The sequence below is a fragment of the Thalassospira lucentensis genome, assembly GCF_001613805.1.
Lineage (GTDB): Bacteria > Pseudomonadota > Alphaproteobacteria > Rhodospirillales > Thalassospiraceae > Thalassospira > Thalassospira lucentensis_A.
On record NZ_LPVY01000021.1, the window covers coordinates 412,193 to 423,936 of the forward strand.

14 protein-coding genes are annotated in these 11,744 nt (G+C 53.8%); 5 read left to right on the forward strand and 9 right to left on the reverse strand.

What is annotated here, in order from left to right; all coding sequences use genetic code 11:
- Positions 1-10: 10 nt before the first annotated feature.
- The 8 genes from AUP42_RS17575 to flgB form a co-directional block, all read right to left on the reverse strand.
- Positions 11-2,641, reverse strand: a complete 2,631-nt coding sequence (locus tag AUP42_RS17575) for a hybrid sensor histidine kinase/response regulator (protein ID WP_062952866.1) — start codon at positions 2,639-2,641, stop codon at positions 11-13.
- Positions 2,642-2,767: 126 nt separating this feature from the next.
- Positions 2,768-3,583, reverse strand: a complete 816-nt coding sequence (bla, locus tag AUP42_RS17580) for a class A beta-lactamase (protein ID WP_231858343.1) — start codon at positions 3,581-3,583, stop codon at positions 2,768-2,770.
- Positions 3,584-3,780: 197 nt separating this feature from the next.
- Positions 3,781-4,851: a flagellar biosynthesis protein FlhB gene (flhB, locus tag AUP42_RS17585; RefSeq protein WP_062952868.1), complete on the reverse strand. Its 1,071-nt coding sequence runs from the start codon at positions 4,849-4,851 to the stop codon at positions 3,781-3,783.
- A 50-nt stretch (positions 4,852-4,901) separates the two neighbouring features.
- Positions 4,902-5,666, reverse strand: a complete 765-nt coding sequence (gene fliR, locus AUP42_RS17590) for a flagellar biosynthetic protein FliR (protein ID WP_062952869.1) — start codon at positions 5,664-5,666, stop codon at positions 4,902-4,904.
- A 36-nt stretch (positions 5,667-5,702) separates the two neighbouring features.
- Entirely contained in the window at positions 5,703-5,972 is a 270-nt protein-coding gene (gene fliQ / locus AUP42_RS17595) for a flagellar biosynthesis protein FliQ (protein ID WP_062952870.1), read from the reverse strand.
- Between the two features lie 166 nt (positions 5,973-6,138).
- Positions 6,139-6,465, reverse strand: coding sequence for a flagellar hook-basal body complex protein FliE (fliE, locus tag AUP42_RS17600; RefSeq protein WP_062952871.1), 327 nt, complete (start codon positions 6,463-6,465; stop codon positions 6,139-6,141).
- A gap of 47 nt (positions 6,466-6,512) precedes the next feature.
- Positions 6,513-6,920, reverse strand: a complete 408-nt coding sequence (flgC, locus tag AUP42_RS17605; protein ID WP_062952872.1) for a flagellar basal body rod protein FlgC — start codon at positions 6,918-6,920, stop codon at positions 6,513-6,515.
- A 24-nt stretch (positions 6,921-6,944) separates the two neighbouring features.
- Positions 6,945-7,346, reverse strand: coding sequence for a flagellar basal body rod protein FlgB (gene flgB / locus AUP42_RS17610; protein WP_062952873.1), 402 nt, complete (start codon positions 7,344-7,346; stop codon positions 6,945-6,947).
- A 194-nt stretch (positions 7,347-7,540) separates the two neighbouring features.
- Here flgB and csrA point away from each other — a divergent pair, with 194 nt between their 5' ends.
- The 5 genes from csrA (at position 7,541) to fliP (ending at position 10,272) form a co-directional block, all read left to right on the forward strand.
- Positions 7,541-7,906, forward strand: coding sequence for a carbon storage regulator CsrA (csrA, locus tag AUP42_RS17615; RefSeq protein ID WP_231858336.1), 366 nt, complete (start codon positions 7,541-7,543; stop codon positions 7,904-7,906).
- Positions 7,907-8,182: 276 nt separating this feature from the next.
- Positions 8,183-8,611 carry an EscU/YscU/HrcU family type III secretion system export apparatus switch protein gene (locus AUP42_RS17620; protein ID WP_062952874.1) on the forward strand — a complete coding sequence of 143 codons (429 nt, stop codon included), beginning with the start codon at positions 8,183-8,185 and terminating at the stop codon, positions 8,609-8,611.
- Positions 8,601-8,939, forward strand: a complete 339-nt coding sequence (locus AUP42_RS17625; RefSeq protein WP_062952875.1) for a hypothetical protein — start codon at positions 8,601-8,603, stop codon at positions 8,937-8,939. Before AUP42_RS17620 ends, AUP42_RS17625 begins: the two co-directional genes overlap by 11 nt.
- Before the next feature lie 149 nt (positions 8,940-9,088).
- Positions 9,089-9,451: a FliO/MopB family protein gene (locus tag AUP42_RS17630; RefSeq protein ID WP_062952876.1), complete on the forward strand. Its 363-nt coding sequence runs from the start codon at positions 9,089-9,091 to the stop codon at positions 9,449-9,451.
- Complete coding sequence (gene fliP / locus AUP42_RS17635) at positions 9,448-10,272, forward strand: flagellar type III secretion system pore protein FliP (RefSeq protein ID WP_062952877.1); 825 nt, start codon at positions 9,448-9,450, stop codon at positions 10,270-10,272. Before AUP42_RS17630 ends, fliP begins: the two co-directional genes overlap by 4 nt.
- A gap of 78 nt (positions 10,273-10,350) precedes the next feature.
- Here fliP and AUP42_RS17640 read toward each other — a convergent pair whose 3' ends face one another.
- Positions 10,351-11,670, reverse strand: coding sequence for an SEL1-like repeat protein (locus AUP42_RS17640; RefSeq protein WP_062952878.1), 1,320 nt, complete (start codon positions 11,668-11,670; stop codon positions 10,351-10,353).
- Positions 11,671-11,744 lie beyond the last annotated feature (74 nt).

Genomic DNA, 11,744 nt, shown 5'->3' on the forward strand with positions numbered 1-11,744 from the left:
GGAATATCGATTACAGGACTTCCTTGACCTTGGTCGCAAGATCCTTGAGCGAAAAGGGTTTGGGTAGGAAGTGAACACCGTTTTCTTCGTCAAGTTCGTCACGATAGGTATCTTCGGCATAGCCCGAAATAAAGATGACCCGCAAATCCGGACGCTTTTCGCGCAGCATCCGGATCAATGTCGGGCCATCGATCCCCGGCATCACCACATCGGAAATGACCAGATCGATGGTCTTGTCGGTTTTGGCCAGAACCTCAAGCGCGTTATCGCCATTATTGGCTTCAAGCACGTCATAACCCTTGCCGCGAAGTGCGCGGGCGCCGAATGTCCGCACTGCATCCTCGTCCTCGACCAGAAGGATCGCACCGGTGCCGGTCAGATCGCGTGACGGGGCTTCTTCGGCCACCGCACGGGTTTCGGCCAGTTCTTCCTCGGTTGCTTCGTAGCGCGGCAGATAGATCGTAAAGGTCGTGCCAACACCGGGTTCCGACTGAACGGCCACAAAACCACCGGTCTGTTTGACGATCCCGTAAACGGTCGAAAGACCAAGCCCCGTTCCTTCACCGCGCTGTTTGGTCGAGAAGAAGGGTTCGAAAATACGCGTCAGGTTATCCTTGGGAATACCGATACCAGTATCGGAAACCTCGATCCGGATGTAATCCCCCGGCGGGATCAGTTCGGTGCCGGTATTACGCGCCTCGTCGACAATCTCGGTACCGGTCTGAACCGTCAATGTCCCACCATTGGCCGCCATGGCATCGCGCGCATTGACGACAAGGTTGATAATCACCTGGTCAAGCTGCCCCGGGTCAACCTTTACCAACCCGATATCGCGCCCGTGACTGACCTTCAGATCAATCTTTTCACCAATCAGGCGACGCAGCAGGTTCGACATTTCTGCCAGTGCATCGGTAATATTGATGATTTTCGGCTGCAATGTCTGACGGCGCGAAAACGCCAAAAGCTGCCGGACGAGATTGGCAGCACGATTGGCATTCTGTTTGATCTGCATGATGTCGGCGAAGCTGGGGTCACCCGGCCCATGCCGCGACAGCAACAGATCGCAGAAACCGATCATCGCAGTCAGCAGATTATTGAAATCATGCGCAACCCCGCCCGCAAGCTGGCCGACGGCCTGCATTTTCTGCGACTGGGCAAATTGTTCCTCAAGGTTCTTTTGTTCGGTCGTATCAAGGAAGTTCAGCAGAAGCGCACCTGCTTCGCCCGAGCGTCCGGCCACACGCTGCAGGTAAATCTGTGCGGCCACCCCGCGCGAACCCTGCAGACGGGCCTCGATCTGACCGCCCTTGCCCATACCCATGACAGCCTTGGACAGATAGCGCGCGACCTCGTCACGATCCTCGGGAACGATCAGTTCAAGAATGGATCGACCGATCACCCGTTCATGACGCTGCCCCGCCGTCTCGATAAAGGCGCGGTTGGCGTCGGTGACGGTACCGGACATATCAGCCAGAACAATCGAAAGCGGGCTGTCATCAAAGAACCAGCGCACCCGCCGTTCTGTTTCCGCAAGCGCATGTTCCCATTCATGAGCCGGCATCGGATCAGGGAAGACCACCGCCTGGCTTCGGATCGGGCCGGTGCCGGGTGCATTGATCGAATGGGTGACAAAGCATTTGATGGGCTCGCCCCCCTTGACCTTGAGCTTTACCTCGCCATTCATGCCATCGCCGACAATAAGATCAGCCAGTTCCAGCGTGCCGCTGGCAAAATCTTCGGGTTCACCGCCAAGCCAGCTTGCCAGACGCCGGTTCAGGTAAAGAATGCGGCCTTCTTCATCCAGACCGCAGACACCGACAGGCAGACGTTCAATCATCTGGTCGGCCTGTTCGCTTCCGGCACCATCAGCCATCCGCGAGGCCACTCCGCCGACGGTCATTTCATCATCCGAACCGGTAACAAACGTACCAAAAGCAGCAGACTGTTCTGCAATAACAAGTGAACGACCCGGTTCTGGCATGGCGGAGGGATCAATACCGTCAACAGTCCAAAGCATCTGACCCGCACGGGCATTTGCCGCCGTCACTGAAATGCGAAGACAGGCCGTTCCGGCTTCGTAGGTTTCTTCAGCAATGTGTTCTGACGATGCGTCGTCGTTACCGGTATCATTCCCGATTGCGTCACTGTCCGCAGGCTCGGCAGGAGCCGCAAGCGCCAGTTGCTCGGGCTTTTTGGACTGGGAAAAATCGACATAAATCTCACCGGCCTCGCCGCGCATTGCACGCGTACGCAAATCGGCCAGTTCGGAACTGCCGACATCCAGATAGCTCAGGCGTGCCTCAAGTGCGGCAAGCATGTCTTCGCCCGGTTCGATACCGAGTTTGCGGGGAAAGGCAGGATTGGCATAAAGCGTGCGGCCATAGGCATCGATCAGAGCAACACCAATATCGGAATGCGCCAGACCATTCAGTAATGGTGCCAGACCACGATCTCCGGCAGATCGCCAGCGTGCAGACAGTGACAGGGCGGCCACCGCAACGATCGCCACCCCCGTTACCATGGACCCGATGATCCACATAATACGCACATCAAGGCCAGCCTTTGCCATGACCTGCAACAGGACATAAACAAAAGCGACAAATGCGACACTTACAGCAAGGATAATTCCCCGAAACAGCACGCGACCGCCTTTAACGCCAATAACTTACAATATTGCTCTATACTTTTAGCTGCTATTGGGCTGACTGGCTACCGGCAAGTTTTACATTAGTCGGAAGACATAATGTACTCTGCCCGGACCCCAGGCCTAGCGCATGATCGCAGCCGCAATTTCCTGCCCCAAATCGGCAATCGCAGCATTGCGTTCATCCATTGATGCAGATGTTTGGGTTATATAGATCGCAACAATCACCGGCTTTTGTTCCGGCGGCCAGATCACTGCCACAATCGCACGCGATCCGAACCCGCCTGCCCCTGTTCGGTCCGCAATCTTCCAGTCGTCGGGTAAACCGGCCCGCAGCAACGGACCACTGACCTGATTACCCGTTAGCCAGTCTTCAAGAAGCTGCCGGGAATCTGCAGACAGGGCATCGCCAAGCAATAGATAGGCAAGCGAAGCGCGCATGGCATCGGGGGTTGTGGTATCGCGCGGATCGCCCGGTTTTGCGGTATTCAGATCGGGTTCGATCCGGTCAAGTCGGGTCACATCATCGTCAATATCACGCAAATAGGCGGTAAGTTCATCCGGCCCGCCCAAAGCATCAAGGATCAGGTTGGCTGCTGTATTATCACTCAGATGCAGGGTCGCTTCGCACAATTCCCCGATCGTCATCCCGCTATCAACGTGCTTTTCGGTTGTCGGTGAATAAGTCACCAGATCTTCGACGCCGTAGATAATCCGGCGATCAAGCGTTTCTGTTCCAAGGTCGACCTTGTGGAGTATCGCCGCACAGGCAAGAAGTTTGAACGTGCTTGTCAGCGGGAAACGTTCATCTGCACGATATTGCCATTCCCGGCCGTTTTCCACATTCAGAATACTGACGCCAACCCGCGCATCAAGCCGGGTTTCAACCGCGTGAATGGCATCCGTCAGGCGATCATTAGCCGATGCAGCCATCGGCATCCCGAACGGCACCTGCAACGATAGAACGGTAGCAGTTACCAGAACGGCTTTTTTAAACGCAGACATATTTTGCAGACTTCCCGGAAACAAAAACAAACAGATAACGAGGCAGGCTGCTTGTTACCGGGATTAACGGCCGAATTTTGGCGCAATAATGTCGAAAGGTCGAACTTGCGAGTGGCCATCTGGGCCTGCACTCAGCCCAGCTTCTTGCCGCGCTGGCGGAAAACGAACGAGATAATTTCGGCAACCGCCTTGTAATGTTCGGGCGGGATTTCCTGATCGACTTCCACTGTTGCAAACAGGGCACGCGCAACTGGTGGATTTTCCATAATGGTGACGTTGTTTTCTTCAGCCACTTCACGGATTTTAAGCGCGATATTGTCCTGCCCCTTGGCGACACACATCGGGGCCTCCATTACACCGACATCATATTTCAGCGCCACCGCATAGTGCGTCGGGTTGGTGATCACGACGTCGGCACTGGGCACATTTTGCATCATGCGCTGCTGGGCGCGCTGCATCCTGATCTGGCGGACCTTGGCCTTGATTTCCGGGCTGCCCTCGGTCTGTTTGTATTCGTCCTTGATCTCCTGCTTGGACATTTTCATCTGCTTGGTGAATTCATAGCGCTGATAGGCAAAATCGAGCCCCGCAATCACGGCCGTCAGCGAAATGGCAGCGATCATCAGAATAATGATCATATCGTAAAGCCGTTCCAGCGCCATTTCGATCGGCATCTGAGGATAAAGCTCAACATCCATCAGTTCGGGAACAATCACAAACCCCAAGACTGCACCGACCAGAACAATCTTGAAAACGTTTTTGACGAACTCGACCATGTTCTTCATCGAGAACAGGTTCTTCGCCCCATTCAGAGGGTTAAGTTTATCCGGTTTGGGAGAAATACGCTCAACGGCGATGACCAGGCCGTTTTGCAGCAAATGCCCGGCAGCAGCAAAAAACATCAAAAGAACAAAAGGAATGCCCAACACATAAAGCATTCCCAACAGCACATCCTTCATAAGCACCGGCAGGCCTGCCTGGCTGACATCATACATATGCGGATGTTCGATAAATCCAACCGCAAGATCCCGGACGGACTGCGCCATACCGGGCGCCATCATGGTCATCACCAGACCACCACCAAATAGCAACATGAAGTTACCGACTTCCTTGGAAACCGGTACCTGCCCTTTCTTTCGGGCGTCCTCAAGCTTTTTACTTGTGGGGTCTTCTGTCTTTTGGCTGTCGTCTTCGTCGGCCATTCCCATACCATTCCGGATTGCCCGGCATTATGCCGAAAGGTTGGCGGTCCCTAGGGGTTGACGAAACTTTCCAACCCGTTCTCGTAATATTCCAAAAATACCATCATCATGGTCGGCAATGCCAGTGCCAGAAGCACAAAAGCCAACCCGATCTGAACCGGCATGGCGACAAAGAACACCGGCAACTGGGGCATCAGCTTGTTCAAAATACCCAACGCCACCTGCAGCACGATCGCAACGATCAGGAACGGAGCCGAGATTTTCATCGCGATGACAAAACTCTCATTGATCGCACGTGCGAAAAATTCGCTCATATCACCAACCGGCAAGGCGCCACCCGGCGGAAACAGGGAATAGCTTTCAAACACGGCCTGTATCATCAGATGATCAAGGCCGGTTACAAAAATCAAAACCATGCCGATCTGCGTAATGAAGTTGCCTGTTACCGCACTTTGCGCCCCCGACAGCGCATCACCGCTGAAGGCGTTTGCCATCGAAGAACTATAGGCAATAATCGAACCGGCCGTTTGCAAACCCGCCATCATGACCTGCCCAAACAAACCAAAAAATGCTCCGATGGTCAGTTCATAGGCCAGATGTACAAAAAGCGTCGGCGCATCAGCAGGCTGTTCGGGGATCAACGGACCCGCCAGCGGTGAAATCACCACTGCCACCCAAAAAGCAAAAACCAGCCGAACCCTTGCGGGTACAACCCTTGCCCCGATTCCAGGCATAAAGGCAAAGGCCGCCCCGACCCTGGCAAAGCTCATCAGGACCACATAGACATTAAGTGTCAGAAGATCATCGAGATTCATCTTCTTTCAGGATGTCCTGTTATTGGGTTTGTTTCGCTAATTCGGCAGGCCAATAAAGTGATCGACCATTCGTCCCATGAATTCGGTCATTTCCGTCATCATGAACGGCAAAAGCACCAGCAGCGCGATAAAAATCACGAGGATTTTGGGTACAAAAGTCAGGGTCATTTCCTGGATTTGGGTCAAAGCCTGAAACAGCGCGATAACCAAACCAACCCCCAATGCAATCAGCATCAAGGGTGTACTGACCTTCAGAAGAGTCCATACGGCATCATAGGCCACGTCCATGATTTCCGCTTGATCCATCTGGTCTTCCTGCCTCGTCTTCCGTCACGTTACATCATTCATACAGGATAAGACCGGTGATGGGCCATGATTTCCTGCAATTTCAATTCGGTCGCCGCAAAAACAAAAAACCGCACGAATATCGTGCGGCTTGTCCAAAACATCCATCTGACAATTCAATCAACCGTCAGATCGGCATGCTCAATACACTCTGATAGGCTTCAACGGCCTTGTCACGAACACTGACCACAGTACGAAGCGTGACTTCGGCGGCCGAAACAGCGGTCACCACTTCATGTAGTTCTGCGTCACCAACGATGGCCTTCTGGGTCATCTGTTCGCTGTTCACCATGGTTGCACGGGCATCAATTGCCGCCCCCTTCACCATGTCGGCAAAACTTTCCCCCGGGTTGACGGTCTGACCGTTACCGCCAACACGCTCGGCCACGCTCGCGGTTTTACCGCTTGCAGCGTTACGGTAGGCAGAAATGGCATCGTTGAAACTGGCAACCATCGGTTCGTATCCTTAAAGCGGCGTTCGCAGACCTGATATTTTGTGACTTACTGCAGAATATCAAGGGTCTTTAGCAGCATGCTGCGCGAAGACTGTATCACATTGAGGTTGGCTTCATAACTTCTCTGTGCTTCGCGCAAATCCATCATTTCGACCAGCGTTTCAACATTCGGGGTCTGAACATAACCCTGATCATTGGCGGCCGGATGGCTCGGTTCGTATTTCATACCAAAATCGGACTTGTCCGTCATGACTTTATTGACCTTGACCAGCTCGACGCCGATTTCGCGATCCATCACATTCTTGAAAGTCAGCAGCTTGCGGCGATACGGGTCCTGCCCCTGTGCGGTCGGAAGGCTGTCTGCGTTGGCAACGTTTTCAGCCGCGATACGAAGTCGGGTACCCTGTGCACGCATGCCGGCAGCGGAAATTTTAAAAGCTTTGTAAAGTTCCATGATCGCTTATTCCTTCAACGCTGCTTATGCGCGGCCCAAAGCCGAAATCATCATTGACTTATGCTTGGCATAAAGTCGGGTCATGGTCTGATAATCGACCTGGTTTTCGTTCATCTTGACCATCTGCTCTTCAAGGATGACTGCGTTTTTGCCGGGCGCGACCTCATAGTTCTTGCGCACTTCCTCGTCCTTGAAGTTCTGCGGTTTGTGCAGGCCCTGACTGTGACCCGGTGCGGTTGCCTGCATCGCCAGAATGAACTGGCGGTCGCGACCGATGGTCTTCGGGTCGAATTCTTTAAGGTCGTTGGCGCGGTAATTCGGCGTATCGGAGTTGGCAATATTCTGCGCGATGACTTCCTGACGCTGCGTCAGCCAATCCATCTTTTCTTTCAGATTGGCGAACATGCCAAGTTTGCCGATATCCATTGCCTGCTCCTGTTATCGCGACCCCAGTATTGGGCGGGCCGGTAAAGTCGAAGTTAACGCCGTGCCCGGATCGGGCCCCAGATCTCGCGAAAGGTGATTTTTGCCGCCCGGCTCGATCCTGAAAACTACGTTGCATGAGGCGTGCCAAAAGCCGGAAAAGCGTTAAATTACAATGCCGGGCCGGGTTACTATCGGTGGCACTGGACCGCGACGGACAAAGCGGGCATATTGTGTCGCGTCTGGCGAATTTCTTTCGCCATCTATCGAAACCGGGACATTTCATGCTCTATCTCACACGAAAAGTTGGCGACTCCGTTGTTATTGACGACAACATCGAAGTTACCGTCGTTGAGGTTCGCGGCAAAACCGTGAAGCTGGGCTTCACCTTTCCCGAAGATGTGCAGGTCCTGCGGCGCGAACTTTATGATCGCATTCAGGAAGAAAACCGTTCGGCTGCGGCCAGTGCGGATCTTGTGCGTCAGTTGGGGCAGGTGGCCAATGCGGTTGCCGACAATATGAAAAACAGTCCTGACGCCGACAAAGACGACGGTAAAGACTGATTTTTCGGTCGCGCAATCACCGGCATGGGCCGAGGATGCAAGACCACCGACATACGACAGGCAATCTCGTCATCCTCCTGGCAGGTAGCCGGGATATTGACCCCATCTGTCGGATTTGCATGTGCCGGCCCCTACCTGCTCCGTTACAGCATCATCAACATTCTGACCGGTTGCAGGTGACGGCAACGATTTGTTGACCATCTTCTGGCTATGGTCGAGGCTTGTGAAGGGCGATAGAGCCGCACAAAACGCGGGAACTTGACGAGATGGGCAAGAATGACCGGTAACCGACCCAAGGTCGACATCACCGATCCGCGCGAAATCCGCACGGAAAATCTTGCCGCGCCCGGTTCCAACGACCAAAAAGCCGTGGCGTTAAGCTATGCCCATGGCAGGGATAACGCGCCGATATTAAGCGCGAAGGGCGAAGGCAGTGTTGCGGAACAGATATTGCAACTCGCTTTTGCCAACGGGATCAAAGTCCGCAAAGACAGCGATCTTGCAGAAATTCTGATGGCTGTGGACGTCGATAGCGAGATACCGCTCGAAGCGTTCGCTGCCGTCGCCGAGATTCTGAACTATATATACCGTATCAACCGGATTTACGGTGATCCGGCGAAGAAACGACCGACAACGTCGAATATCGACCAAGTGTCGGCAAACAGTTTTGCAGATCGCAACCGGGAAGATCCAAATGAGCCCTGAACAATTCAAACCCGATCAGTTCAAAAAAGATCTCAAGCGTGTTTTATCCCTGATCACGGCCAGTCAGCGATTTGTCGATGACGGCAAAGTGGTCGAGCTGAATACACTGGAAACCAAAATTTCCGATCTGTGTGTGCAGGCACGTGCCATGAATGGTGAACAGCGCCGCGAGGTCGCACCACTTCTGGCGGCTCTGACCGACGATCTGGCACGTCTCGAAACCACGATGCACAAGGAATATTCCGAACTGCAACGCCAGTTGCGCGGTCTTAGCAATAACGCACAGGCAACCAATGCCTATGCGCATGCAGCCCGGACCACCCGCTGAGCAAGTTCCGTCACACCGTTTTGCGGCGCAACGCCGGATCGCGAAATCGGATGGTGGCTTGCCTGTATCGCCTGTGCACGGTAAACAGAACGGGGTCCGGATCATAAAACCGGGCAACATCACAGGTCCGTCGCGGGGAAGGTAACCTGATGGAATTTAGCGCTTATTTCCGGTTTGTGGCTGCCCTTGTCTTTGTCTTGGGCATGATCGGGGTTTTAGCGCTGGTTGCACGGCGTTTTATTCCCGGCGCGCGAAACATCAATCGCCGCAATAAGGAACGCCGACTTTCAATCGTCGAAGTCGTTCCGGTTGATACCAAACGTCGACTGGTTCTTTTCAAACGTGACGATACGGAACATCTGGTTTTGTTGGGCCCTGCCGGCGATTGCGTGATAGAGCGCAATATCGGCACACATTTTTCCGAAGTACTTGGTAACGATATGCGCATTCACGGCGATGATGGCCTCTCCGAAGAAACACCGCTTTCGACCACCGGGAAACAACCCGCATGAGCATCGCGCCCGCTTCACATTCCCGACAAGAACAGGTCAGGCATAAACAAACCGCGCACAATGGTAACGTGCCGCGCTGGTTGGTACTATCGGCTGTGTGGTCGCTGGTACCACTGATCGCTATCGGATTTGGCGGCGACACTGTCCATGCCCAAACATTCAATTTCGATCTTGGCGAAGGACCCGGCGTGACTTCATCGGGTCGGATGATCCAGCTTATTGGCCTGATCACGGTACTGAGCCTTGCCCCTGCCATCCTGATGATGGTTACGTCCTTTACCCGGATTGTTGTGGTACTCAGCCTGCTGCGCACCGCCCTTGGCATTCAGCAATCACCGCCCAACCAGGTCATGGTCAGTCTGGCGCTGTTTCTGACATTGTTCATTATGATGCCAACGATGGAACGCGTTTGGGACGAAGGCCTGCAGCCGATGATCAACGGTGATATCGACGAATTCGAAGGCATGGAAAGATCCGTCAGACCGGTTCATGATTTCATGATGACGCAGGTGCGCGACCGCGATCTTGAGCTGTTCGTTAATCTTGCCAATGTCGAGGTAACCGGCCCGGAAACCATCCCGCTGCGCGCACTGATCCCAGCCTTCATGATCAGCGAATTGCGCCGTGCGTTTGAAATCGGCTTTCTGCTGTTTATCCCGTTCCTGATCATCGACATGGTGGTTGCCAGTATCCTGATGTCAATGGGTATGATGATGTTGCCACCGGTGATCATCTCGTTGCCATTCAAACTGATTTTCTTTGTGATGGTCGATGGATGGTATCTGATATCCGGATCGCTGGTAGAGAGTTTCGGCGGTTAGCGACCTTTAGCGCAAACTCCAAAAATAAAAGCCGCCTTGCATAAGCAGGCGGCTTTTCTGATTATCACGGCTTTCAGGTCAGACTGGCCTTCTACCCGTCTTGAAAACATTCTTTTCAAGCGGCTTCAGGCCAAAGCCGCCACGACGTGGTGCAGGATTATCCGCAACATAACGATCGGCCTGCTGGCGTTCACGGTCATTCATACGTGCCCGCACAGCTTCCATTTCTCGGTATGCCTGGCTTCCCGCCGACGGCGCTGACATCCTGAGCCAGTAATAGGCCATGATATTGTCCTGATCGACCCCGCTACCAATCGCGTAAAGCCGTCCCAGGGCAGCCTGTCCATTGGCTGATCCCTTACGCGCCGCCCGTTCATACCAGCTTGCTGAACGGACCATATCAACCGGCACGCCAAGGCCATGTTCATACATCACACCAATCAGGTGATATCCGCCCGGATGGCTGAGTTCGGCCAAATCCATCGCAAGATCGAGTGCCGCAGCATAATCGGGTTCGCGATGCGCAACACCAAAGATCAGAATTTGCGTCATCTGGTATTTGGCAGAAATATCGCCCTGATCACACGCATTCATCAACATTGTCCAGCCGCGGTTAAACAGCTTCAAATCGGATGAATGGCAGAAATACATTGCCAGATTGGCCTGGGCATAGGTATCGCCCTCGTTCGCTGCCATTTCAAACCAGCTGATGCTTTCGGCAATATTGCGTTCTGCCCCCAAGCCAACACCAAGGGCATAGCCAAGAGCAGATGCCGCTTCGACACTGCCGGCACGGGCCGCGCGCAGATTATATTCAAACGATTTTGACGGATCGCGTTTTACACCGCGCCCTTCAAGGTAAAGATAGGCAAGTACACTGGCAGCAGAGGGATCATTCGCTTCGCTCGCGCGGCGCAGATATTCCACCGCCATCTCGTCGCTCTGATCCACGCCCCATCCATTGAGGTAACACACCCCAAGGTTATAAAGGGCTGCGATTGATCCGTTTTCAGATGCCTGCTCAAACCATTCGGCCGCAGTTTCCGGGTTTTCCGGCACCCCCAGCCCCTTGGCATATAGATAGCCGAGATTGTTGGCCGAAATACCTTCGCCGCCGAGTGCCTCTTCGCGGAACCAGTAGGCTGCCTCGCGGTACCACTGATCACCTTCGCCCTGATCCTCGGCAACACCGATCCCCTTGGAACGCATGAAGCCATAGCAGATGGCAGCAAAGGCTCGGCTTTGACGGTGAATCTGGTCAAGTATCTTGCGCGTGGCGCCCTCATCCCGCGGCATGCCAACGCCACGAAAATGCCTGAGCGCAAGCGAAAGCTGCGCGAAGATATCACGCTCAACCTTCGCCTCATCGTAATAGACCATTTTAAGTGCACGATCCATCACAGCACTGCTTCCACCAATAGAAAAAGACTGAATTTTCACACCTTAAAGGCGCACCAATCCAATCAAAACAT

Coding starts and splice junctions, on each gene's coding strand:
- bla (WP_231858343.1), bottom strand. CDS start 3,583: ATGCCGATGGCTGCATCGGCTAATGATCGCCTGACGGATGCCATTCAC.
- flhB (WP_062952868.1), bottom strand. CDS start 4,851: ATGGCCGACGAAGACGACAGCCAAAAGACAGAAGACCCCACAAGTAAA.
- fliR (WP_062952869.1), bottom strand. CDS start 5,666: ATGAATCTCGATGATCTTCTGACACTTAATGTCTATGTGGTCCTGATG.
- fliQ (WP_062952870.1), bottom strand. CDS start 5,972: ATGGATCAAGCGGAAATCATGGACGTGGCCTATGATGCCGTATGGACT.
- fliE (WP_062952871.1), bottom strand. CDS start 6,465: ATGGTTGCCAGTTTCAACGATGCCATTTCTGCCTACCGTAACGCTGCA.
- flgC (WP_062952872.1), bottom strand. CDS start 6,920: ATGGAACTTTACAAAGCTTTTAAAATTTCCGCTGCCGGCATGCGTGCA.
- flgB (WP_062952873.1), bottom strand. CDS start 7,346: ATGGATATCGGCAAACTTGGCATGTTCGCCAATCTGAAAGAAAAGATG.
- AUP42_RS17620 (WP_062952874.1), top strand. CDS start 8,183: ATGACCGGTAACCGACCCAAGGTCGACATCACCGATCCGCGCGAAATC.
- AUP42_RS17625 (WP_062952875.1), top strand. CDS start 8,601: ATGAGCCCTGAACAATTCAAACCCGATCAGTTCAAAAAAGATCTCAAG.
- AUP42_RS17630 (WP_062952876.1), top strand. CDS start 9,089: ATGGAATTTAGCGCTTATTTCCGGTTTGTGGCTGCCCTTGTCTTTGTC.
- fliP (WP_062952877.1), top strand. CDS start 9,448: ATGAGCATCGCGCCCGCTTCACATTCCCGACAAGAACAGGTCAGGCAT.
- AUP42_RS17640 (WP_062952878.1), bottom strand. CDS start 11,670: ATGGATCGTGCACTTAAAATGGTCTATTACGATGAGGCGAAGGTTGAG.